Source organism: Paenibacillus sp. LHD-117, assembly GCF_030929555.1.
Taxonomy (GTDB): domain Bacteria; phylum Bacillota; class Bacilli; order Paenibacillales; family Paenibacillaceae; genus Pristimantibacillus.
In genome coordinates this window covers 64204-87545 of the sequence record NZ_JAVFVT010000015.1, presented here as the reverse complement: position 1 = coordinate 87545, position 23342 = coordinate 64204, and the positions used below count along the sequence as shown (strand labels likewise).

Annotated in this window: 23 protein-coding genes and 2 pseudogenes; 15 read left to right on the top strand and 10 right to left on the bottom strand. The window is 43.3% G+C overall.

What is annotated here, in order from left to right; all coding sequences use genetic code 11:
• Nucleotides 1-21: 21 nt before the first annotated feature.
• The 5 genes from RB620_RS13675 to RB620_RS13655 all read right to left on the bottom strand — a co-directional run bounded on the left by RB620_RS13675 (nucleotide 22) and on the right by RB620_RS13655 (nucleotide 6140).
• Nucleotides 22-783 carry a response regulator transcription factor gene (locus RB620_RS13675; protein WP_308095151.1) on the bottom strand — a complete coding sequence of 254 codons (762 nt, stop codon included), beginning with the start codon at nucleotides 781-783 and terminating at the stop codon, nucleotides 22-24.
• Nucleotides 758-2521: a sensor histidine kinase gene (locus RB620_RS13670; protein WP_308095150.1), complete on the bottom strand. Its 1764-nt coding sequence runs from the start codon at nucleotides 2519-2521 to the stop codon at nucleotides 758-760. Before RB620_RS13670 ends, RB620_RS13675 begins: the two co-directional genes overlap by 26 nt.
• A gap of 136 nt (nucleotides 2522-2657) precedes the next feature.
• Nucleotides 2658-4160 carry an ABC transporter substrate-binding protein gene (locus RB620_RS13665; RefSeq protein ID WP_308095148.1) on the bottom strand — a complete coding sequence of 501 codons (1503 nt, stop codon included), beginning with the start codon at nucleotides 4158-4160 and terminating at the stop codon, nucleotides 2658-2660.
• An 81-nt stretch (nucleotides 4161-4241) separates the two neighbouring features.
• Nucleotides 4242-5171, bottom strand: a complete 930-nt coding sequence (locus tag RB620_RS13660; RefSeq protein WP_308095146.1) for a carbohydrate ABC transporter permease — start codon at nucleotides 5169-5171, stop codon at nucleotides 4242-4244.
• 12 nt (nucleotides 5172-5183) lie between these two features.
• Nucleotides 5184-6140, bottom strand: coding sequence for an ABC transporter permease (locus tag RB620_RS13655; RefSeq protein WP_308095144.1), 957 nt, complete (start codon nucleotides 6138-6140; stop codon nucleotides 5184-5186).
• Nucleotides 6141-6428: 288 nt separating this feature from the next.
• On the opposite strand from RB620_RS13655, the pseudogene RB620_RS13650 reads away from it, so the two are divergent.
• Nucleotides 6429-6668, top strand: a pseudogene (locus tag RB620_RS13650) (NUDIX hydrolase); the annotation flags it as partial.
• A 75-nt stretch (nucleotides 6669-6743) separates the two neighbouring features.
• Here the strand turns inward: RB620_RS13650 and istB are convergent.
• Complete coding sequence (istB, locus tag RB620_RS13645; protein ID WP_308095142.1) at nucleotides 6744-7529, bottom strand: IS21-like element helper ATPase IstB; 786 nt, start codon at nucleotides 7527-7529, stop codon at nucleotides 6744-6746.
• The gene (gene istA / locus RB620_RS13640) at nucleotides 7526-8737 is read right to left on the bottom strand and encodes an IS21 family transposase (RefSeq protein ID WP_308095141.1); all 1212 of its coding nucleotides are present in this window, start codon (nucleotides 8735-8737) and stop codon (nucleotides 7526-7528) included. The genes istB and istA overlap by 4 nt, the downstream gene beginning before the upstream one ends.
• 572 nt (nucleotides 8738-9309) lie before the next feature.
• Between istA and RB620_RS13635 the strand changes: the two genes are divergently transcribed.
• The 9 genes and pseudogenes from RB620_RS13635 (at nucleotide 9310) to RB620_RS13595 (ending at nucleotide 16007) form a co-directional block, all read left to right on the top strand.
• Entirely contained in the window at nucleotides 9310-9654 is a 345-nt protein-coding gene (locus RB620_RS13635) for an NUDIX hydrolase (protein WP_308095139.1), read from the top strand.
• A 378-nt stretch (nucleotides 9655-10032) separates the two neighbouring features.
• A complete protein-coding gene (locus RB620_RS13630) occupies nucleotides 10033-10581 on the top strand; it encodes a nucleotidyltransferase domain-containing protein (RefSeq protein WP_308095138.1) in 549 nt (182 codons plus the stop codon).
• A gap of 32 nt (nucleotides 10582-10613) precedes the next feature.
• A pseudogene (locus RB620_RS13625) lies at nucleotides 10614-10724 on the top strand (transposase); the annotation flags it as partial.
• 481 nt (nucleotides 10725-11205) lie between these two features.
• Entirely contained in the window at nucleotides 11206-11601 is a 396-nt protein-coding gene (locus tag RB620_RS13620; protein WP_308095137.1) for a DUF4304 domain-containing protein, read from the top strand.
• Nucleotides 11602-11759: 158 nt separating this feature from the next.
• Nucleotides 11760-12179: a hypothetical protein gene (locus RB620_RS13615; protein WP_308095135.1), complete on the top strand. Its 420-nt coding sequence runs from the start codon at nucleotides 11760-11762 to the stop codon at nucleotides 12177-12179.
• 373 nt (nucleotides 12180-12552) lie between these two features.
• Nucleotides 12553-13563, top strand: coding sequence for a helix-turn-helix transcriptional regulator (locus RB620_RS13610; protein ID WP_308095133.1), 1011 nt, complete (start codon nucleotides 12553-12555; stop codon nucleotides 13561-13563).
• Between the two features lie 552 nt (nucleotides 13564-14115).
• Entirely contained in the window at nucleotides 14116-14763 is a 648-nt protein-coding gene (locus tag RB620_RS13605; protein WP_308095131.1) for a zinc dependent phospholipase C family protein, read from the top strand.
• A gap of 474 nt (nucleotides 14764-15237) precedes the next feature.
• Complete coding sequence (locus RB620_RS13600) at nucleotides 15238-15639, top strand: Imm7 family immunity protein (RefSeq protein WP_308095129.1); 402 nt, start codon at nucleotides 15238-15240, stop codon at nucleotides 15637-15639.
• 56 nt (nucleotides 15640-15695) lie between these two features.
• Entirely contained in the window at nucleotides 15696-16007 is a 312-nt protein-coding gene (locus RB620_RS13595; RefSeq protein ID WP_308095128.1) for a hypothetical protein, read from the top strand.
• Between the two features lie 189 nt (nucleotides 16008-16196).
• Here the strand turns inward: RB620_RS13595 and RB620_RS13590 are convergent, their stop codons facing one another.
• Nucleotides 16197-17975 carry a WG repeat-containing protein gene (locus tag RB620_RS13590; RefSeq protein WP_308095127.1) on the bottom strand — a complete coding sequence of 593 codons (1779 nt, stop codon included), beginning with the start codon at nucleotides 17973-17975 and terminating at the stop codon, nucleotides 16197-16199.
• A gap of 390 nt (nucleotides 17976-18365) precedes the next feature.
• On the opposite strand from RB620_RS13590, the gene RB620_RS13585 reads away from it, so the two are divergent.
• The 5 genes from RB620_RS13585 to RB620_RS13565 all read left to right on the top strand — a co-directional run bounded on the left by RB620_RS13585 (nucleotide 18366) and on the right by RB620_RS13565 (nucleotide 21547).
• A complete protein-coding gene (locus tag RB620_RS13585; protein ID WP_308095125.1) occupies nucleotides 18366-19034 on the top strand; it encodes a hypothetical protein in 669 nt (222 codons plus the stop codon).
• A 193-nt stretch (nucleotides 19035-19227) separates the two neighbouring features.
• A complete protein-coding gene (locus tag RB620_RS13580; protein WP_308095123.1) occupies nucleotides 19228-19365 on the top strand; it encodes a hypothetical protein in 138 nt (45 codons plus the stop codon).
• A 9-nt stretch (nucleotides 19366-19374) separates the two neighbouring features.
• Nucleotides 19375-20016: a class I SAM-dependent methyltransferase gene (locus RB620_RS13575; RefSeq protein ID WP_308095226.1), complete on the top strand. Its 642-nt coding sequence runs from the start codon at nucleotides 19375-19377 to the stop codon at nucleotides 20014-20016.
• Nucleotides 20017-20209: 193 nt separating this feature from the next.
• On the top strand, nucleotides 20210-20404 hold the full coding sequence (locus RB620_RS13570; RefSeq protein ID WP_308095122.1) for a hypothetical protein: 195 nt from the start codon (nucleotides 20210-20212) through the stop codon (nucleotides 20402-20404).
• Between the two features lie 696 nt (nucleotides 20405-21100).
• Nucleotides 21101-21547 carry a DUF3888 domain-containing protein gene (locus RB620_RS13565; protein ID WP_308095121.1) on the top strand — a complete coding sequence of 149 codons (447 nt, stop codon included), beginning with the start codon at nucleotides 21101-21103 and terminating at the stop codon, nucleotides 21545-21547.
• Nucleotides 21548-21840: 293 nt separating this feature from the next.
• Here the strand turns inward: RB620_RS13565 and RB620_RS13560 are convergent, their stop codons facing one another.
• Entirely contained in the window at nucleotides 21841-22227 is a 387-nt protein-coding gene (locus RB620_RS13560) for a DoxX family membrane protein (protein ID WP_308095119.1), read from the bottom strand.
• Between the two features lie 19 nt (nucleotides 22228-22246).
• Entirely contained in the window at nucleotides 22247-23311 is a 1065-nt protein-coding gene (locus tag RB620_RS13555; RefSeq protein ID WP_308095118.1) for an alkene reductase, read from the bottom strand.
• Nucleotides 23312-23342: the final 31 nt, after the last annotated feature.

Below are 23342 nucleotides of genomic sequence, written 5' to 3'. Positions count from 1 at the left end.
TCCTTTCTGCCAAGCTCGCAGTTAACCTTTTCCCCGCAGATCAGAGGGAGATTTTCCGAAAAAGCTATGAAAGTGCGTATAGAAATAATTGAGATTGTTATAGCCGACGGAAAGCGCGATTGAAGAGATCTTCTCATCCGTCGATTGAATTCGTTCTTGTGCGAGGAGCATTCGGTAAGCCATGAGATATTCTGAAAACTTCATTTCGGATTCTTTGAGAAATAATTGTCCAAGGTAAGTACTGTTCATCTGGAAGCGCTCCGCGACTGATTTTAAGGTAATATTCTGAGCATACTCCGTCTTGATCATCAGCAGAATGCGGTTGACCAGCTTGGATAAGCTGTCATAGCTCACGCCTAGTACAGGATCCTTGTTCAAGCTCTCGCAGCTTATATGTCCTATCGTACCATTAAGATCTTCAACAATTATTTTCTCAATCACTTGCTGCAGCTTCGTACGATCTATAGGCTTGAGCAAATAGTCTTTGACACCGCAACGAATGGCTTCTTGGGCATATTTGAATTCACTATAACCGCTCATGATCACATATTTGGTAGGGATGTGGAGTTCATTGAGTCTGAAGATCGTTTCATAACCAAGATTTTGGCCAATGCACACGTCGAAAATAGCGACATCCGGCTGCAGATCCACAACCTTGGACATGGCCGCCTCCGTAGATTCGCAAGTATCGATGCGACTAAAACCATATTGTTTCCAGTCCAGAATTCGCTTCATTCCCTCCAAAATCTGAGGTTCGTCATCGATTATCAGCAGTTTGTACATGTTCGATCACCTCTTTTGAAATCCGCACGGAAATTTTAACGCCAGCTTCCTCGTTATTCTCAATTTCGATAGAAAAGCTTTTGCCATAAAAGAAGTGAAGCCTTGTATATACGTTGCGTAAACCGATACTCCCGGATGAAGGATCGTCTTGGCTCGAAAGCGTGCTTCGTACCGTTTGCAAACGGTCCGTATGAATGCCGCGCCCATTATCCACGAATTCCAATACATAATGTTCTTCAGCTTCCCAGCCGTTAACGACATATAAGTTAAACTCATTGCTGGCGTTAAAGCCATGGACGAAAAAGTTTTCAGCCAAAGGCTGCATCCAGAATTTCACGGTAGGGATCGAGAGTAATGCCGGCTCTACATTGACTTGATAGAAAAAACGTTCCGGATATTTAAATTCCATAATTTCTAAGTATTTCAGCAGTAATTCGAGCTCGCTTGCAATCGTAATAATATTTTCCTTTTTGACAATTTCACGATAGAGCGCTCCTAGCGTAGCAATGGCATCGGCGGTGTCCCTGTCCTGATTAACAAGGGCGGTAGAGCGGATAACCTCTAACGTATTATAGAGAAAATGAGGGTTGATTTGATTCTGAAGCGCTTTCATTTCGGTTTCTTGCTGTTTGAGCTTTAGCAAATATTCGTTGCGGATATGCTTATCCAATTGTTGAATCATATCGTCTAATTCCCTTGCGATCATGCCGTATTCGTTGCGACGATAACGGGCTGGGCGATTGGGCGTGAAGTTGGCCGTTTTCACGCGTCCGATCGATTGGATGATGCGGTGCAGGAACCGGGAATCATCCCGCAAATTGTACACAATGAGCAGCAGTACGCTAATCATGGTCGTGATGACGATCAGGAAGATGGTAATCAGCATGTTGGCATGCTGTCGAATGAGCATGGATAAATCAACGATGCTAACGAATTTGAAATTGAACTTGGTGGACGGAAAGGTGATAAAAAAGATATGCTCAAATAATCCCTTCGAAATATAACCATGACCGCGTCCATTCGCCGCGGCTAGACGGGATAATTCCTTCAAGTCTTGGTCCTGTTCGTTGCCGATCAGGTAGATCTCATCGGAAGGGCTGACTGCGGCAGCCTTTCCCAATCGATAATTTGGTATGGACTTAAAGATTTGATCGCTGCTGACCAAAAAGCGAAGCTCCCCTAATTCTTTAGAGCCCAGTGCTAGATCCGATAGCTTCTTGCGGTAGACGAATCCCTTTAGAATGGTATCGTGGAACGCTTCGTCTGTATTTGGAAGACCGAACTTGAAGCTTGCAATTCCGTTATCGCTAAAGCGTACGACATTGCCATAGTTGTTTGTATGCAGACTAACCTGCGTGATCCCGCCTTGCGCCCAGCTGTATAGGTAGGTTTTAATATCCTCCGGGAAGGATACCAGAGGCTGCGAGAATTGGCTGTTTTGCAGACTATTGGTTAAGTATCCTTCGGCACTGCTGCTTAAAAAGCTGCGAGCATCGTCCATCAGACTATGATTGGAGTAAATGCGCTGCATGTAGGCCTCGATTCGGTCTGCATCATACTGGAGCTCATTCTCTACGCCCGCGAAAGCATTGGCAGCCTCTAAACGGGCATCGCCAATCCATTGATTCAGCAGCATTGCACAGGTCAGAATGCCAAGCGCAAGACCAATGATCACGACGAAGACGACATAGGCAATAAACTTGTAACGATAAATTTTGATTTGCAGAAAAGAGCTCATAGGACACCTCAATTGCAGCAGCTCATCGATAGTAAGTATTTATCACACTACTTTAACATGATTAAGCAAAGCTTCATAGGACAGAAATAAGCATCCCATATGGAGTGTCTCAATAAGGGATGCTTATCTTATTCTCTTAGTTGAAGTAGTTGTTAATTTGCTCTTGAGCAGCTTGCATGATCGTGTCCATGCCTGCTGCTTTCAATTCATCGGTAATCTTCGGAATCATTTTCTCCGGATCGGAAGCGCCCGTAATGAGTTCGTATTTGTATTTATCCCATACCGCTTGGCAATTCGCCACTTCGGTCTGAAGATTGGCGATGTCCAGCGCGAACCCTAGAACAGTGGAAGATGTCGCTGCATCGTTCAGCTTTTTAACTTGATCCCATTGATCCACGGGAGCGCCTTTGGTAACAGCTAGATTAAAGAATGTACCTTGGGAGTAAGCAGCCAGCGGCCAAGTATCGGAAATACGCTCGATTACCTTTTCGCCATCGACGTTGTTGTAGTCTACGCCCAGCTCCCCGAATGCCAGCATATTGCGCAGCTTTGGATCCGTATTGACCAATTCTAAGTACTTCAAGGCTTCCTTCTTGTATTTCGAATTCGCGGAAATCGCGTTCAGGGAGCCTTGGATCGTGCTCGTTGTATAAATAGGTCCGAAGTGCTGAACCATATCATACTTTTCTACAGCATCATTGATTTGCCAGCTTACTTCTGCACCCGGGAATGCCTGGGCGGCAAAGAATGGTCTACCTTTGTCGTTCTCTGTTTTAGTCGGAGCATCAGGGTTGATAATGCCATCTTGATACCATTGATGAAGGAGCTTCAGATTGGCCATAATGTCAGGCTGCTCGAGAACGGAGACGACCGTGCGCGATCCATCATCCGTTCTTACGCCGATTGGAGCGAAGCCCAGCGTTAAATCGTCATAATTGTTAAAGAAACCGTTCAAGCCTTCGCCTTGCGTCATTGGCAACGGGTAGAAGCTCTTGCCCTCGCCGGCCTTTATGCTGCGAAGAGGCCCATCAAGGTCCTGAAGCGTTTTGATGTTGTTGATATCGATATTGTACTTTTGCACGTATTGATCATCGTACACCCAATATTGCGTTAACGAAGAATCCTTATAGGTCGGAACGGAATAATATTTGCCGCCGATTTTCGTGCCATCCCATACCTTTTCGGGAATCAATTTGTATAAGTCGGGCGTTTCGCTTTGAACCAGATCCGTAATATCGGCAAAAGCACCCATAGCCACCTGCTTGCTGTATTTACCGCTGTTTGTGAACATAATGTCGAATGGTTCGCCCGTATTCACGATCGTGTTTATTTTGGTATCCCATTCGCCCCAGCTGGCTACCTTGATGTCGATTTTCACGCCGATTTTCTCGGCCGTGTACGCATTCATGGCTTCGACGGCTTTGTCGAAGTTGTTAGGGACTTGGCCGCCAATGAGCCACCAGACCAATGTCGGAACTTCCTTGCTAGGCGCTTCGGTTTCCTTCGGCGCGTCCGTAGCTGTCTGCGGTTCGTTTGTTGCGGAAGGAGAGTTCGAGCCGGAGCAGGCTGCCAAGGCAGTCACCAGCAGCGTGAGAATACAAAGCGCAGAGACGAGCTTCCAAGACTTCTTCAATTTCATTTCCCCCTTATTGAAGTTGTATCACCGTAACCGTTGTACAGTGATCTATATAAACCAAGCTAGCTTGGCTTATTTCGGTTATCACCCTTTGACAGCGCCGATCGTTAGTCCGGAAATAAAATATTTCTGGAAGAACGGGTAAGCGAAGGCTACAGGCAGAACGATGATAATGGCTACGGCCATACGGGCCGATTCCTTCGGCATCGTTGCGACAAGCACGGCATAGCTGACGCCCATGCTTGCGGCATTTTTGGCAAGCGCATCCACATTGCTCATCAAGCTATTTAGCAGTGCCTGCAGAGAATAGAGGTTCTGGTTGTTGATATAAAGCATCGATTGGAACCAGTCATTCCAATAAGAGAAGCAGAGGAACAGTCCAATGGTAGCAATGACCGGCAAGGATATCGGCAGGATGATGGAAAAAAAGATTCGCTGCTGGCTCGCGCCGTCTATTTCAGCAGATTCAATCAGCCCATCGGGAATCGTGCTTTTAAAGAACGTTTTGCATATGATCACGTTGAACGACGAGACGGCCAGCGGCAGAATAAGTGCCCAGACGCTGTCTTTTAACCCTAATAGATTCGTGTTGATGAAGTAGCTGGATACCAGACCGCCATTAAATATCATGGGGATAAATACGACCCAAGTCAGAAAGCCATTCAGCTTGTAGGATGGGCGAGAAAGCACATAACCCATGGAGGTGGTCAGCAATACGCCGATCACGGTACCGACTATGGTAACAAGAGCGGATACGCCGAGCGCCCGCAGAATCATCGTTCCTTGCTTGACGACAAAGGCGTAGGCCTCTCCTGACAATGCAATCGGCAACAAATGGTATCCGGACTCGCGTATGGAATTCTCGCTAGAGAACGAAATGGATAGAACTACAATGACGGGTATGACGCAGAGCAGCGCCAAGACGATAAAGTTCAGGTTAAAGAGGATGTCTACGGCTTTGCTCGTACGGTTAAATTTCTCAAGGCCTGTTTCGTAAGTCGTTCTCGTTGACAAGGTTATACCTCCTTACATCATCGCGCTATCGCGATCGACTTTGCGGACGATCCAGTTAGCGACCAGAATCGTTGCGCAGCCCAGAACGGACTGCACGAATGCGGCAGAGGCTGCCATCCCCAAGGTAGCGGATTTGAGTTGCTTGTATACCATGACATCGATGGTGGTAGACACGTTGAACAGAGAATTGGAATCTCGCGTGACCTGAAAGAAGAGACCGAAATCGGTGTAGAATATACGTCCGACCGCCAAAATGAACAGCATGACGATGACGAGTTTGAGCATTGGCAACGTAATAAATCTCGTCTGCTGCCAAATGGAAGCGCCATCGATAACGGCTGCTTCATAGTAGGTGCTGTCAAGGCTTGTGATCGTTGCCAGATAAATGACCATGCCATAACCCAAGCTTTTCCAGATGTTCAGCAGAATCAGGAAGTACGGCCAGTATGCCGGTTCCATGTACCAGTTAACGGGATCGCCGCCTGTACTGACAATCATTTGATTGAGAATCCCTTTATCGAAGCTTAGGAATGCCCAGCCTACAGCGGATACGACAACCCAAGATAGGAAGTAGGGGAGGAACATCATCGTCTGATAGACTTTACTTGCTCTGCGGCTGTGGAGCAATCCGATCATAATTGCGAATAGAACGGGCAGCACAATGCCTAGGACGATAAAAATAATGTTGTATCCGATGGTGTTTCGAATAATGATCCAAGCGTCATTCGACTTGAATAAGAACTCGAAGTTTTTGAAGCCGACCCATGGACTATTAAACACATTGCTCAAGAAGCCGCCGCTAATTCTGAAGTTTTTGAAGGCGATAATAATCCCGAACATAGGCAAGAAACAGAACAAGATGTACCAAATGGTCGTGGGCAATGCCAAGAGGGTGAGTTCGGTATCCTGCTTGCGCCAACGAATGCGTAAGCGCTTTCTTTTAACTTGCTGTTCAGCAGCAAGGCTCATGTCTGTCGCTCCTTCCGGTGTTACTCACTTGAATTGCTTGTGCCTGCGTTCATTGTATAATGGGAGGATTCAATGCTTCTAGACAACAAACTTGATACTATAGTCAACAAACGTTATGTGGATGTTCGGAAAAGGCAAAGGTTGCTCTGAAAAACTCAGGGCAACCTTTTTTCATTGGTATTCTTTTTGGAGTGAAAATAAACTGTAGACTGGTAAAGGCGGTTAAGTTAACGGGCAGTGTACTTATAAAAAGAACGAAACAAATTCAAGAGAATTGTCGTTTACTAAATGGGACAGATTTACAAATTAGATTACTTAGGGGATGTGTGGGATATGTCAAAAAAGCCAGTAGGAGCTGCTGCTGTAATTATGGATTCAGAAGGGCGAATTCTTCTAGTAAAACATAACTACGGAAAATACAATTGGGAACTACCCGGTGGGCTATCTGAGCAAAACGAGTCTGCAGAGATTACAGCAAAGAGAGAAGTGCTCGAAGAAACGGGGCTTAATGTTACGATAGGTAGCTTGACTGGTGTGTATTATGAACCCATGTCAAGATCGGATGAAAATTCCCCAAAAGAATCGCTCGAAAATTCCCCAGTTTCATCGGTCGGCTTCTCCTTCGTCAGTTGGTTCGGGACGAAAGAAGCCGGCCTTTTTCTTTTCCTTGATTCTGTAGCTTTCGCCTTTAATGTTCACGGTGCTGGAATGATGCAGGAGGCGATCGAGGATCGCTGTTGCCAGCACGGTATCCCCGAAGATGTCGCCCCAAGCCCCAAACGTCTTGTTTGACGTCAACAGGATGGAGCCTCGTTCGTATCGCTCGGAGACGATTTGGAAGAAGAAGTGTGCAGCGGTCTCGTCCATCTTCCGATAGCCGATCTCGTCGATGATGAGCAGATCGGGTTTGATGAACATCTTCATCTTCTGCTTGATCGTATTGGTCATGTGGGCGGTGAGCAGCGTCTGCACGAGATCGTGCGCTGTGATGAAATAGACCGTGTAGCGTTGTTTGATCGCTTCCAGACCTAGCGAAACGGCAAGATGCGTCTTGCCCACACCCGGCGGCCCCAAGAAGACGAGGTTCTCCTGATGCTCCACAAATCGCAGTGTCGCCAGGTCGCGCATCCGGCGCTCGTCAATGGACGGCTGAAACTCAAAGTCGAATTGGTCCAGCGTCTTACGGAATGGCAAGTGCGCAAGACGTGTCCGCGTTTGGATGAATCGGTCGTGCTTGGCGAGCATTTCTTCCGCAAGCAGATTGTCCAAAAACTCCAAATACGGTATATTTCTTTTAGACGCTTCTTCGGCGTGCTGATGAAGGATTTCGGGTATGCGAACCCATCCAAAGTGACGAATCGCAGCTTCCAGTCTCTCTTGCAGGATCACTGGAGCACCACCTCCTCCATGAGCGCATCATAGGCCGACAACGGGCGTTCCAACACTTCTGGTGCGGCATTCGGTACATAGCGTGGCGTGGGCTCTCCAACCGGACGACTCGCTGCTGTACGAATCCCCTCGAAGTGTTTTTTATTGCTAATAATCTGATGACGCGCCAGCGATTTCGGATGCTCGGCGATGAGCGCGCCGCCGCAGTAGAAGCGTAGTGTGCCGTTCTTTTCATCTTGCACTTCGACGATGGTGCCAACGTAGGTAAACGGCACCGAGTACCGATTCGCCTCGTATGACACATAGCAGTCGGCAGATACCTTACGGTGAAGTCGATCCGCATACGCGAATGAAATTTCTGTGACCGGTTGCAGATTCTCTTCCTTCCATAGCTCCAGAGGCACTTGAAACGTCGTACCATGAAGGCGACGATTGGCGACCGTGTCGAGCCAGTGGCGGACCTTGCTATTGAGGTCCTGCAGCCCGCTGAACGTGCGTACGCGCGGCCAGAAATTCTTTCGCACATATCCAACGCCATTCTCGACCTTGCCCTTGGTCCGCGCCCGATAAGGCTTGCAGCGCCGCAGAACGAATCCGTAATGCTTCGCAAAGCGGGCAAAGCGCTCGTTCCAAACGACTTCTCCGTTCTCGTCATGCCCCGTTACGACCGTCTTCATGTTGTCATACAGGCATGTCTGTGTGATTCCGCCGAAGTATTCGAAAGCCCGTATGTGGCAGCCCATAAGCGTCTCCAGTCGCTCGTCTTCCGTAAACTCCACATACATCGCTCGCGAGTAGCCGAGTACCTTGACGAACGCGTATAAGCGCTTGAAGCTGCCGTCATGCTCGATCCGAAAATGTCCCCAGTCCACTTGGGCCTGCTGACCCGGCTGCGTCTCGAAACGCTCGGTCGCCTTGGATTGAACCACAGGCCGTAGCGGTTGCATGAAAATACGAAGAATAGTGATGCTGCCGATGTAGCCTCTCTCGCGGATCTCGTCGAGCATAACTCGGGCATTGAGGCATCCTTCCGCCATTCGGCTCCGGATGTAATCCTTGTAGCCGTCGAGCTTTCCTGTAACAGGCTTTCGCTCTTGATAGCTACCTGGCTGATCTTGCTCCAACCACTTCCTCACAGTCTTGCGATCTCGACCTAGCTCCTCCGCAATCTGCGTAATATTCATCCCTCTTTGCAACATGTCTTTCATACGAAAAAACTCCCCGTTCTTAACCAATCTCGACGCTCCCCTCTTAAAGGGAATGTCGGCTTTAGGTGGGGAATATTCAACCGATGATATTGGGTATTTTACAACCGATCTTCACACCCAATCACGATATGCATCATTTTGTTTTCAATTGTCAATTGGTCGACAATCTACAACCACAACCAGATGCGGAAGAAGTAACTGAATGTAAATTTTTCGCTGTAGAGGATTTGCCTAGACCAATCAGTGACTTTACTATTTCACGTATACAGAATGCTTTGAATACTGACGCTAACCGATTATTCCATGTTATCGGACCGAGACAGTGGTTTGAATAATATGCATTAATTCATAGACCATTCAAATTGTATGATTTAGCTAGGGAAGAATCAACTATGCTCAATGAATTAATTAAGCGCAATGAGTTTACTTTGCTAAAGCTATCTGAAGAACAAAAAGAATTATTGCTCCAAAAGATGTATGGGAATTTGAACTAACGAGGAACTACAGCGTACAAACAACAGGATGAGGCTGCTGACAGGGAACTGCAGATTTTAGGTGAAGGAGGACTAAGATTGGCAGCTGTTATTAATAAGGATGGCTACGAGTTTTTAGAGTGCATTCAATTAAATGAACATAAACTAATACATTACACATTGTTGGCAGGTTCGTACGCAGTAGTTAGATTCGACGGTAGGTATCTTCTTTGTTTCAATACAAGGAGAAGACAGTGGGAAGTACCTGTAGGAGGAAGAGATGACAGTGAAACAACTAAAGAATGCGCTATTCGGGAGCTTGTAGAGGAAACAGCGCAGGTTGTTCAAGATACGGATTTTATAGGTTTACTGAAAGTTAGGAAACCAGACGGGACAATAAAATTTAACCGAATAAAGAGGAAGTGGAGAACATTTATACAGTAAAAACGAAGTGGAAAATAATGATTTCATTCTGCTCTGCCCTGCTTTTATTTACTATCTTCATTTGGTTTTCGAATACGAGGGTTACTTACGAATATGCAACAATTGTTGAGAAAACTCGAAACTCAATTTTATTAAAAAATGAAAGTGGACAGAATGCGTACGTATCAACATCCTTGAATATAAGTGACTTAATTGTAGTTGGAGAGAAGTATTGGGTTAAATATGAGAAAAAAAGATGGCAATCAACTAACTTAATATCAATTGAGCGTTGAACTAACTGTAAACTTTGGTTCACTGCAACATGGGGCAGATTGCGATCCGGCAGCTTCTCCAGAATTTTGAGGAGGGATATTTATTCATTCTGATTTAGACTTTATCATGAATGAAATGAAAGGTTTTCAGAAGCCTTGGTTTATTGCTGGTGGTTGGGTAGTCGATATTGCATTGGGTAGAGTAACAAGAGAGCATGATGATATCGATATTTGTATTTACCATGAGGATGTTAAAGAAGCTCTACGGTTTTTCGAAGGATGGGATATTAAAGTCGCAGTTCCAGGTGAAAATCGACTTGTTGGCTATGCGGAGTTAAACGACTTATCACTGCCTAGATACTGTCTACATCTTTTCAGAGAAAAGGATTTTATAGAAGTTTTACTTACTGAACGTAAAGAGAATGACGTACTTTTCCGAAAAAATAAAGAAATAACGATGAGTATAACTGATTTTGCCCTCAAAGATTGTGCTGGTAGACCCTATGTTAATCCCGTATGGCAGTTGCTGTTTAAAGGTTTGAATCCAAGAGGCAAAGATAATGATGATTTCATCAGTTGTCTTCCGATTATGAATGATCAGCAGAAGCAATGGCTCATAAAAGGATTACACATAATGAGGCCTGAATCAGAATGGTTACAGAGACTTTCGGTTTGACAAATGAACTTGACCATTGCACAATGACGAGTGCCGGTCTAGATCCAAGTGTCTACAGTTCGGGTAAGTATACAGCTTCTAGAAATCGGATAACAAAGCGAGGATCTAAAAGACTTCGAAGAGCTGTATATTTAGCCGTTCAACAACACTGCAGCACTCTAAGTGCAGTAGCTGAGAAGAGTTTACTTTCCGCAGTTGCGTGTTTCTCGCACGTTTAGATTGGAGAAGATTGATTCAAAATGCTTGTACTCCCCACGTATTAGATAGAAAACTAACCCTCGGTGGTAATGGCCGGTTGCTTCCAAAACAACAACGGGCTCCTTGCCTGAGAGTTCCTTTAATTCATCAAGCAATTCTCCCAGTCGTTCAAAACTGCTCTCCTAATGCATGATACTCTCCAATATTCCGTACGGTTCATTCCTTCGAATAGAAAAAAAGCCAACCAGAAATCTCTGGTTGACCTAATAATAAGAAATATAGTCCTAGACTGAAAAATTAAGTGTTAGTCCGGGGAAATAAAGTTTTAGACTGACGTTGCTTCATCTTTAAGCTAACTGGCAGTTTAACGCAACAAGTTCCGTGGGCAAGCTTGTTATAAAACCTTGTGTAAAAAGGAGTTTTTAATTGAGCGCCATAACGAAGGAAGAATTAATTGAGCAATTAAAGCAAGTTATTAAACAACACGGATTTAAAAAAAACAAGACGACATGGAGAAAATCGACTGACGACATTACATTGGTTTTAAATGTTCAGGGGTCTCAGTGGAGCAAGGATGATTATTACATTAACATTGGTGTGTACATTCAAGCCTTGGGGACAGAGCAAAATCCAACTGAAAATGTTTGTCACGTTAGAGGTCGTGTTGAGCAGAACCAGGCATTTGATTCGTTGGTAAAAGAGGTTCTTGATTGGTTTGAAAAACATGGGGATATCACAAAGTTAAGGCTATTGCACCAACAAAACAAATTACCGTTAATGACGATGGTTAAAGCAAAAGAATACCTAGATGATTCAAGCTAACGTAAGAACGAGAGCTCAATGAAATAACACCACGATGCTGCCGCGGATTTAACGTGCAGCATCGTTAAGCTATTGGGCAGGATACTGCAACAGAACATTCTCACTATGCGTTCTAATTAATAAGGTAGTTCCCAACATTTATTTAAGGAGGGAAAAATTTGAGAATCATTGTGTTTATTTTGATATTGTGTTTCATTACAACAGGGTGCATGAAAGGTGCAAGCACGAACGATGAAATACTAATAACGGCAGAACAGATTAAAGATTCATTTGAGACGCATGATATTCTGCTATCAGAGCCAAAAGGCTTAAGTCCTGAAAATGTTTTTTTAAGGACTTTACATGGAGTCAAACCTGAAACTTATACAATTAATGAAAATCAATTAATCAGCTTTTATGTATATTCCTCCAGTCAGGAAACTGAAAAAGGACTCAAGGAGTTTGAAGATAAGACAGCAACGGCACTTGTTGTACCACACACCAAATATCAAATAGCGAATGTACTATTATTTTATGTCCACGAAGGTTCCTCTAAGGATGAACGAGTAGTAGAAATTATTGAGGGATTAAAGTTATAAAGTGAAATGATTGTTTCAACTTTTTTCATCGCACTAACTGGAACGATAGCGAAATGATAATATCTGGAGCAGGTCGCCGCGGTGATCTGCTCTGATCGCTGAAGTAACTGGCAGGATAATGGAAATGATCTGTAGAAAAAACCTATAAATGAAAGCGATAAAAGTAGTGTAGGGCAGGTGTATTCCGGATCTCGTAGATGCTGCGGGGTCATCGGCTACCCTCTCTGGCGATTTTCAATCTGGACAATTCTACCGGCAGTTGAATAAAGCGGATGTGACAATTCAACCAACGGTAGATAGGATGACGTTTGTGGAAATGCTATGCTGTTCTCGACAGTGCGCACTGTACATTTTGTTTTATCGGAGGTATATGATGCTCGACTTACGTAAAATTGGAGCTTATATTTCGAAGCTTCGCAAAGACCAGGATCTGACCCAATTGGAAGTTGCCGATCAACTGAATGTAAGTCATCAAGCGGTATCGAAATGGGAACGAGGCGACTCGCTACCGGATATCGGAACACTTCCGCAGTTTGCGAGGTTATTTGATAAAACGGTAGACGACATTTTAAATGCAGGAGAAAGCGCAGAAAATCGGGAGCACCAGCATCTAGGAACGATCGTTGAGGAAATCGCAGAGAACAGAACGGAACAAGTTGCAGAGATGGTCAATACTGGAGAGGTGGAGGTGGAAGAGCTTTTAGAAGTGGCGCCGATTGTAAAGGCAAGCGCTCTGCAAAAGGTTACTGAACGATTAGACAGCAGCGTCCTTAAGTTAGACGTGATCATGAGGCTGGCTCCGTTCCTCGTAACAGATACATTGGATGAACTGGTTCGTCAGGCAGAAGATGGCGAAATTGTGTGGGATGCCATTACCGGACTCGCCCCGTTCGTCAGCAGTGACACATTAAGCCGTCTGATAGAACAAGCCGAAGAGGGTAGCTTGAACTGGAATACCGTGAATGGACTGGCCCCTTTTATCAGCAGAGAGACATTAAGTCGTTTGGTAGACCGGGTTGTAGATGGCACCATCGATGCGAACCGGATCGTAAGTCTCGCACCTTTCCTGGATAGGGAGCAGGTGGATCGGTTGGTACAACAAGCCGAAGAAGGCAGCTTGAACTGGAATGCTGTGAATGGACTGGCACCCTTTATTAGCAGAGAGACATTAAGTCGTTCGGTAGACCGGGTTGTAGACGGCACCATCGATGCGAACCGGATCGTAAGCCTCGCACCTTTTCTGGACAGGGAAAGTCTCGAGAAGATGATTGGTGGAGTCGAAGCTGAACATCTTAGCCCGGATCTGCTGGCAAGTCTTGCTCCTTTCGTCGATCAAGGGACATTGGGCAGAATGGTGACAAGCTTGTTAAAGAAAGTAAAGTAAAACGATCTTCCACTTGGTTGGGTTGCATGGAGAGACAATCAGAATAGTGAGTGGATCAGAACACAAAGATAAACATTCGAGGGCTACCGTTCAGATGTCTTCTATGACGGAGAAAACATAAAAGACGGGACCTATATGATACATCCGGAGTTTGAGGATGTGACTGGGAGCATCATTTTAGACGACGTAAAACCAGTGCCAGTTGAAGGGACAGCTAGAATGTGGATTCTTATCCTTGAAATGCGGAAAATGATGCAATAAATAAAATTAGAAATGGAGTCTGAGGGTACTTTATGGAAGGCTCTAGAATAGTTGCATTGGTTGAAGTTATTGAAATTCTTGGTCTTCATACAAATGCAAGATTACTGAGTTAAGGAGAAAGATAGCTCCAACACGACTTGACGGCAGCCGACACGCGATCGGCTGCCGTTGTTCGTTGAAGTAACAGGCAGGTTAGTAGAATGAAAGAAATTTCAAATAAGGAAAGTGGTATTTAATGTGATAAAGTATTTACAAGGAAATACATTATAGCGTGAAAAAAGGAGCTTATATATGCCATTACCTCTGGTTCATATGTGTATTACAGAACGTATTTTTAAACAAAAGGGCATGGAAGTGAATCCACAGTTTTTGTTAGGAAGCATTTCCCCAGATGCGATTCACATGAGAGAGAACTCAACTAGAGAAGATAAAAACAAAACACATTTCGATATAAAGGAAGACTATACAGTCAACGATTTCTTTCAATACAAAATGCGTCCTTTTATTGATGAATGTCTTGAAGATAATCAATGGACAATGTTTGCGAAAGGATATGTCTCGCATGTATTAACAGATTTGATTTGGACTCATACGATCTACGCTGATTTTAAACAGGAAACAGCCTCTCAACAAATTGAAGACATACGCACCTTGTATTATGCTGAGACTGATCAAATCGATTTTAATTTATTCAGGAAGGAGCCTTGGAGACCACAAGCATGGGAAGGGTTACAAAATTGCCCCCCTGTTTTTGTTCCAAACCTATTGACGAAAGAAGAAGTGGAAAAGTGGAAACAGAGAATTCTCGATTGGCATACTCATCCTGAAAAAGAACCGTGTATCGAGCCGAAGTTCATTACTGAAAAGAATGTACGTATTTTTATACAAGACGCTTCAAGCCAACTAATCAACCTATTCGAACAGGCAGAATACTTCTAAGTTCCCCATGCTGCGCTAACGGAGAACTATAATTCAATAATAAATATTGCGTTCAAGATGATGTAGAAATTGTATAAGTAGCAGATCTTCAGAAAGAAGGGTGAATTATGAAGTGTTCCGAATGTGGGTACGAGCATAATCCATTTGCTGACAATTGGGTATATCTCGAAAATTCTAGTTATCAAATTAGGTCGAATATATTTGATGCCCAGAGGATCAAGGAAATGGCGGAGCATGCATTGTCATTAAACCCGTCGCAGATGGCTATCTACATAGACACATGTCTAATTGATACTCAATCCTGTATGTCGTGTCATTTGCAAAATCTAAGGAATTCAAAGATGGAGATTGAACGGGAGTACTATGACAGAGGATTAGAAATCCATTATTTTTTTTGAATAGACCTTGGGCATTCAACTCCTAAATTCTTTTTCATTAACGGGAGACGATAGTTCACGGATTAGGAGATGAATAATGTTTGAATTCCATGGATGGATCGTGTTGAGGTACCATACTCATGACACGAATGAAATCTTGCAAGATAAGGCCTACAATAAGTTCATCAACTATTTAAAAGTTGCGGATACTGAAGGAATTTCAACTGTTAAACGAAGGAATGGACTTAATTCTTGGGTCATTAATGGCTTACATAATCATCGTTCGGATTATGTACTAGAGATGTATAAATGGGTATCCGAGAACCTGCCAGGCTCATATGGACTTTTATATATACATGACGATGAGGATGTTAGAGATCACAATAAGTTTGTAGTCTGGAAACTGGCACGTGGGGCATTAACTTGCGAGAAGGACAGTTTATTGTCCCCTTATATTCCGGTAGTTGAGGATGAATATGACCCGAAAAGAAATGATTAATTTTGGAGTTTACGCTAACGGATAACGATAGCTGAAGCTTCGGAGGTGATTTGACTTTGAATAATGATACTTTCCTGGATCCTTGGCAAATCTCAAAATCAGAAAAGTTCTTAGTGGAACTTAGAAAAGAAGTCTGCGCAGATCATGTTTTGTACAATAAAATACTTATGATTGTAGCTCGAAGAAGAGACAGGGATGAGTACCTGTTTCGGCTTATCAACGAAGGGAAATTCGCACAAGTGCACTTAACTTGGCGAGGCGCAGTCGAGCCAGATCCCTTTTGGCCAGTTACTGAGTTATTTGATTCATTTGATGTCTGGGCTGAAACGGTGATGAAACAAGATAACTTAAAATACGGTGAGCATTAAAGTAACGGGTAACGTTAGTTTAATCACACAGCGGTAGACTAGGACTTTTTCTCGTCTAAGGCTGCCGCTGTCTTTTTATCTGGGGCCAGGCATCCATAATGTTGTCTCAGCACCATATAAATGCCTTAGTGCTATGATAGTTGTAAAAAAATAAAGCGGCCTCAATGGAGACCGCATTACCTAACATGTTTATTCAGTCATATAAACACCGCTAGTGTCGATTGCAATTAACCTCAGCTTCTCATCATACGTCACGCCGAAGTTCAATGCTTCGCCCAGATCACGAAGTTTGAAGTAGTTGTTTCCGCCAATGTTATAAGCGACCATTTCGAGTTTTTCACCATCCAACAATACCATCGAGCTCGTCGCGGTTCCTATTTTGTTAGCTGTCGCTCCCGTAGTCTTCAACTCTCCTCCGACTTCGGTATACTTCATGTTAGTAGTCAATTTAATTGTCTTCTCCGATTTGTTATATTCAATTTCAAATGGCTTGTTCGTGTTTTGAAGTGCTTTCGCAAGATCGCGGAGCTTAAAATAGTTATTACCGTTGATGTTGTAGGCTTCGAATGCAACCTTCATCCCATCTACTGTAACTAGAGCCGAAGTTGGTTTTGCCTCAACGGGTGGCCAATATACTTGACTTGGATCATGTGTCTCTCCTGGTACGAGTATGTATCCCCACTTCTCCCCATCTAAGGTAGCGGCTATTACTCCGTCGGCGCTATCGCCAAGGCCTGCATACTTAACCTCGACTTTTACATTTCCTTGGCTATCAATGACACCATATTTCCCATCCTTCTTAGCATATAACAATCCTTTTGGCCCCCGATACAAAAAGTCGTACACCGGAGGGATAATTTCGTTACCGCGTTCATCAATTGCACCCATTCTGCCTGTCTGGATACTTTCGCCTATGAAAACTAATGCGATTTCATTTTCGTACTCTGATATTAGGTCGTAATCCGTTTCCTTTACGATGTTTCCATTTCTGTCGATAATCACTTGCTTACCATGCTTATTGCTAGCCGAAGCGTAACCATTCATGAACCGAGATATGTTGTAATATTCGCCTTCTTCAGCTCTAAATACAACCTCTCCGTCTTCATCTAACACAATCCATGAATATTCCCACGAGTCTTGAACGCCAGTGCGAATGACTATACGCTTATCACTATAACCCCCGGATTGGAGAGTGGGGTCACCTTTGAATTCCGGTATTTTATATTTAATCGTTCCTTTTGTATTGATGACTTCCCATTCCAAGTTTTTCTCAACGAGAGATAAGCCATCGCTGAATCTTCCTCTTGAATCATAGGTAGGTGAAACCATTACGTTTCCTTCAGCATCCATAAAGCCCCATTGATTATTCTCATCTTGAAACCAGTAGAAGCCATCATAGTTTTCTATCCTTTCCATCGGACCAATCACCAATTGTATATTCGTTTGATTAATCACCTCTCCTTTATTATTCACAAACAGGTATGGATTTTCATAATAATTACCGATCACAGTTACACCGTTATTAGGATCTGACAGATGCCGATATTCTGGCGGTATGATTACGTTTCCATCCTTATCTACATAGCCTGAATACATTCTGTTCCTAATCCGACCCATTCCATTCTCGAACCAATAGGTCTCATCATATTGAGGTTGGATCACCTCTTTGCCAGTCCGATCAATATAGCCCCACTTGTCCCCTAACTTAACAGCCTGCATTCCTTCGGCGAACCATTTCACTTCGTCGTACTTAGGTTTAACTATGAAATGACCTGCTTTGTTAATGACCCCCCACTTACCGCCCTGCATGACCGGTGCAACTCCATTCTCGAATTCCCCAGCTAATTCAAACATAGGCTCAATTAAAAATTCGTTGACACTCGCCTGTACTTCCTTTTCTCCTGCACTACTAAGAAACATCAATAAAGCTGCCAATGCCAAACAAACTGTATTTTTTTTTATTTTCAATTTCCAATCCCCCTAAGCTTGTATTATTCCTGAGTTTCTACAGACGTTAACAAACTCCTCCTCTTCCCAATAAAAATACAAAAAAAGGTTTGTTTCGGATTGTAACACCAGCAGGAGCTCCTCGATCAAAAAGAGGTCAACTTGGACCGTGTCTCCTATGAGTTTATCTAGGCAGGGCAACAGGACTGATTCAGGACTTCATAGAGATAATCGATTACGCTAACGGGAACGATAGCTCAATAATTCCCAGGACGAGGCTGCCGGCTGAATCGGCAGCCTCAGTATGCTAACGGAGGTTAGTTGAATAAGATAATAGTATTAGGGGAAAGAAAATGATGTGTTAGTATGTTAACTTACCTATACGGATTTTTTTAAAAAGAGGCGATTAAAATGAAGGTGGAAATAAGCTACTTCCCGCCCGAAAAAGTAATATCTGTACCAGATCCGGAATCCACTTATCCATTTGTCATTGACGGTGAGATCAAATACATCGTAGACTTTTCATTATTTCTCCAAAGTGATATCCATGAAGAACTTTTTTGCAAATGGATGAATAACCCATATTATTACCCGATTTATTCCCTTGCCGAAATCTATGATTCTCAACAAGAGGAATACGAAGAGCTGTTTCAGATGCAAAATATGGCGTTTACTTATATGAAGGGAAGCAGGAAAAATACATTGTTTGTGAAGGTTGTTATCCGCACTCCTCATCAATTCAATCAATATTTTCCCTATCTATATGGGAATGGAAGCATGCATAACTTGTCCTTATGGTCTCTAAAACAGGATGGTTTTTGGCTAGAGGAAAGGGAATATGAGGCATCTTACCCTATTAAAAGGACTAGAAAAAATCGAACCATTCTCGTCAAACCAAAATGGTTGGCGATTACTCCGGTGGTAACTTTAGCTGAAAACTCCACTATGTTTTGGGTGGGGCATGATGGTGACTTTATTACCGCATTCTCAAGTGATGAGCAATTTTCAACCGTAGAGTCTCTTCAAAAAATAGTACCAGAAAACATCGAGTTAGTGGCTGTGGATTATGCGTGGGAGTAGTACTCTCCTAGTCTAATTCTTTGTTGAACTAACGGGAACATTAGCTCAGTCAATGCAAAGAAGCGGCAGTCGATATAATGGCTTGCCGTTTTCTCAACTAACGGGCAGTAGAGTTCGAAAAATATTGACAATTAAATCATAAATGGTAAGATGTATCTCCTGCAGGAAACATATGGATCTGGGAGGTATTTGTATGCAAGAAAAACTGGCAATTGCGAACAAAATTGCGTGGCAAACAAAAGCTTATCAGGCTTGGGTTAAAAATTACGGAACACCAGAAGAACTTGCGGTTAAACTGAAACAAGATCACAAGCATAACTTGCGTTACTAGCTAAAGTACATTGGTGATCCAACGGGTAAGCGGATTATAAACCTCCTTGGCTCACACGGTAGAAAGGCAATTTCTTTAGCATTACTAGGTGCTGATGTTACGGTGGTGGACATATCTGAAGAAAATCGGTTGTATGCAATGCAGACTGCCGCTGCCGCAGGTGTTGAACTCGACTATATATGTTCTGACGTCTTGAATATCCCGAACGAAGAGACACTAGGGGAATTTGACATTGTGTTGATGGAGTTTGGTATTTTGCATTACTTTACAGACCTAAGCTCTATTTTCTCTGTGGTTCGTCGTAGTCTAGGGAAAAATGGTCGTTTTATCTTGACTGACTTCCATCCTTTCGCACGTGCATGGATGAACACATACAATCTAAAACAGCCATCTGGAGATTACTTTGATGACAGTATTAAGGAAGGAGAAGTAGCTTTTGCTAAATTGCTGCCCGAGGAAGAACGCTCTGATTTGGGTAAGGTTTTAGGGCGAGGTTGGACAGTTGGTGAGATTATAACTGCAATTGGTACGGAAGGGTTATTTATACGGACATTTGAAGAGATACCAAGCTCCACAGATCCAAGGTTTCCAGAGTTCTACACTCTAATTGCCGATAAATTTGATATGGAATTATCCCCACTACACCCCTGACTCTAGAAGTCCCCATCATTAAAACTAACGGGTACGAGAGCTCAATAAAACAGCGGTAGTCTGAACTTTATTTTTTCGTTTAAGAGTATTTTTATATTATGCTGATCATCGAGAAATTACCCTGAAGTGAATATTATTTAACGAATTCATCCAAAATAACTTGAATTTAAAATAGGATGGAGGTCGGATCCAAATGAAACAAGATCAGCTAAGCAACTCCAATATTGAGAAGCAGCCGGTTGCCTTTACCAATTTAAATCATTCCGGAACAAGCTATGCACAAAATGCTCTAGAGCATGTACCTGCGAAGAATTCCATTAACGAAGAAGCGACAGATAATTTGGCAAAACAGGTTCTGCAAAATAAAGAGAATGACATTGAAAAATGATAACAAAGCACGTGAACATATGAAACGCTTTACAGGTGCTTATGAAAACACCAGAAGAAGGGGATGTCTAAGGGGCAGCCCCTTTTCCTCTTTACGCATTACCATTTCCAGAATAACGAAGTAGAAAATCATGAAACGTTCAAAATATCGTATTTTCTTTCAACACCGAGGACGTATGATAAATGATACCAGCCTCGTATCAAGAATCTGTAAATACTTGTTTTCGAGTAGCTTGGCGTACCGGAAGAAAGCAGAGAAGCGTCGCAACTTAGCTGTCATCAAGAAAGGCGAGCGGTATCTTGAAGTTCCAGTTAACGAACTTAGTAAGTAGTTGGTGAAATTAAGATGGTACAACGGCAGATGACAACTTATCATTTGAGGATAGAAATGCCCTTCATCGAATAATGGCTACTGACAAATATGCTTTGCATTTTGCTCGAAAAGCTTTAGCTGAAGGAATTGAAGAAAATACAATTATGAAGATTACAGGGCTAGAAGCAGAGTTCATTTCCATATTGAAGAGGAAGCTATTAAATGAGGAACGATAGCTCCAACACGACTTGACGGCAGCCGACTACGCGATCGGCTGCCGTTATTGATTGAAGTAATGGGCAGTATTGCGTGGAATTATTACTCATGTAAACGTAAAAATTGGGCACCTTATCTGTAAACTTGGATGAGGTGTAATCAATTATTATGAAAAGAATCATTATAGCTGTTTTTCTAACTGTGGTATTGAGCCAGCTATCTCCTATGCAATTAAACGCCGAAACTAGTTACCATACTCCTCATGAAGACTCAAAAGAGCTGAGATTACAGGATATGCTTATGAATTTTTTAAATCCATATATCAATGATGCTGTTGAGGATTATTATCAACGTTTATTGCTGGAACCGCCGCTAGTATATCCGTATCTCGTTGATGTGGTGGACTCAAAGAGGATAAATGGATTTCGTGGATTCATCTTATCAATAACGCTCGATGTGACACCTGTTGTCGGACCACATATTTCTGTCGGAGAAGACAGGTTAATGTTTGAAATCTCAGCGGGACCTGAGGTTAATCTGGTTAATTACACCCACTTAAAGACTTATGATCTCCCTCCTCATTTCCAGGACATTGTCAAGAAACCTGTGAATTAACTCGACTATCGGAGACTGCTTCAGGATAGAACAGCTACATATTGCATTTATCTAACGGTGAACTATAGTTTAATGCACCATGGAGCAGATTGCGATCCGGCAGCTGCTCCTTTTTCTTTAAGCTAAAGGGTAGATTAAGCAACTGGGTATTCGTTGGAAAGTAAGGAAAACCGCTTGAATATCCGAAAAGAGGCGGATATTCAAGCGGTTTTTGCCATGGTTTTTTTATTATTGAAGCGAACTAGTTCCTCAGCCCGATGGTGCTCATCGATGCCAATGGTAGCCCCTTGTCCTTAATGGATTTGTAGCATTGATCGGTAGCCTTCGATGTTCTTAAACAATAAATAAGTGTTTAGGGCAATGATCATGTAGGCGGCGATGCCGGAAGCAAAATCTAAAGAAAGATGGAAGATAGCCATATTAACCGACACTGGCATGAAGACAACCAAAGCCGCTTTTGCATAACGATTCAAGAGTATGGCTAATCCACAAATGATTTTAACAACTCCGACGAATGGGAAGAAGTATCCAGCAGCGTCCATTGAATCCATAAAGGCGGTTGCCGAAGCGCTAGGATATTCCATATCTGTCGTGAAGCCGAACAACATCCCGAAACCGGAACCGACAAGCATGAATCCAAAAACAACTCTTAAAATCGTATATAATTTACTTTTTTTCATAGCTCCACCTCATATTGGATTAATTATTTAATGTCGGATAATCGGTATAGCCCTTGCTGTCTCCGCCGAAGAATGTCATGCGATCCTGTTCGTTAAGCGGAGCATCCTTTTTGAGTCGATCAACAAAATCGGGATTCGCCAGCGCCCATGCTCCGATAGGGGCAACTTCTGCGATGCCGGCTTCTATATCGGTATCGATGTCTTCAAGCGGTCTGCCAAAACGGTTTACCAATAAGGAGCTAGACCAGAAATCACGAATTTCTTTTAAAAATTCATCATTTCCTGTATGCATGACATGTAGATAAGCTAAGTTTAACTTAGCCAGTTCAGGAATAAGGTGTCGGTAGACATCTAAGCCATGTTCTCCTTCATCGATGCCGATATAAGCCAGGTTCCCAGGAGAGATACGGAATCCTGTGCGATCTGCGCCAATTTCATTTGCAACAGCAGTTGCTACTTCAATCGCAAATAGGGCTCGATTTTCAATTGAACCGCCATATTGATCGGTTCGATCATTTGCATTTTCAGATATAAATTGATGAATTAGATAGCCATTTGCGCCATGGATTTCAACACCGTCCGCACCAGCTTCGATGGCAGCAGCAGCAGCTTTTCGGAAATCTGCAATGGTCGTCGTAATTTCGGCCTCACTTAATGCGCGTGGAGCAGGGACATCCTGCATTCCTTTAGCAGTAAAGATTTGCACCCCAGGTGAAATAGCGGATGGCGCAACTCCTTGGCGATGATGGGGAGTGTTATCCGGATGGGACATACGACCAGCATGCATCAACTGGATGTAAATATGTCCGCCTTCTGCATGCACAGCATCTGTTACCTTTTTCCACCCCTCGATATGTTTCTTTGTATATATACCTGGCGACAATAAATAACCTTGACCATCATCAGAAGGCTGAGTACCTTCGGTAATAATCAGTCCCATAGAAGCACGTTGCGAATAGTAAAGGTCTGCGAGTTCACCAGGTGTTCCGTCTATTTGGGCTCTATTGCGAGTCATTGGTGCCATGGCGAGACGATGAGGAAGGTTCATATTTCCTACTTTCACTGGACTCCACATTTTTTTCAAAATAACCACTCCTTCTGATAAATGTTGCCGA

Excerpts from the sequence above, each read along its gene's own strand:
- RB620_RS13675 (WP_308095151.1), bottom strand. The coding sequence starts at position 783 with ATGTACAAACTGCTGATAATCGATGACGAACCTCAGATTTTGGAGGGA.
- RB620_RS13670 (WP_308095150.1), bottom strand. The coding sequence starts at position 2,521 with ATGAGCTCTTTTCTGCAAATCAAAATTTATCGTTACAAGTTTATTGCC.
- RB620_RS13665 (WP_308095148.1), bottom strand. The coding sequence starts at position 4,160 with ATGAAATTGAAGAAGTCTTGGAAGCTCGTCTCTGCGCTTTGTATTCTC.
- RB620_RS13655 (WP_308095144.1), bottom strand. The coding sequence starts at position 6,140 with ATGAGCCTTGCTGCTGAACAGCAAGTTAAAAGAAAGCGCTTACGCATT.
- istA (WP_308095141.1), bottom strand. The coding sequence starts at position 8,737 with ATGAAAGACATGTTGCAAAGAGGGATGAATATTACGCAGATTGCGGAG.
- RB620_RS13630 (WP_308095138.1), top strand. The coding sequence starts at position 10,033 with ATGAATGAAATGAAAGGTTTTCAGAAGCCTTGGTTTATTGCTGGTGGT.
- RB620_RS13610 (WP_308095133.1), top strand. The coding sequence starts at position 12,553 with ATGCTCGACTTACGTAAAATTGGAGCTTATATTTCGAAGCTTCGCAAA.
- RB620_RS13605 (WP_308095131.1), top strand. The coding sequence starts at position 14,116 with ATGCCATTACCTCTGGTTCATATGTGTATTACAGAACGTATTTTTAAA.
- RB620_RS13600 (WP_308095129.1), top strand. The coding sequence starts at position 15,238 with ATGTTTGAATTCCATGGATGGATCGTGTTGAGGTACCATACTCATGAC.
- RB620_RS13585 (WP_308095125.1), top strand. The coding sequence starts at position 18,366 with ATGAAGGTGGAAATAAGCTACTTCCCGCCCGAAAAAGTAATATCTGTA.
- RB620_RS13580 (WP_308095123.1), top strand. The coding sequence starts at position 19,228 with ATGCAAGAAAAACTGGCAATTGCGAACAAAATTGCGTGGCAAACAAAA.
- RB620_RS13570 (WP_308095122.1), top strand. The coding sequence starts at position 20,210 with ATGAAACAAGATCAGCTAAGCAACTCCAATATTGAGAAGCAGCCGGTT.
- RB620_RS13565 (WP_308095121.1), top strand. The coding sequence starts at position 21,101 with ATGAAAAGAATCATTATAGCTGTTTTTCTAACTGTGGTATTGAGCCAG.
- RB620_RS13560 (WP_308095119.1), bottom strand. The coding sequence starts at position 22,227 with ATGAAAAAAAGTAAATTATATACGATTTTAAGAGTTGTTTTTGGATTC.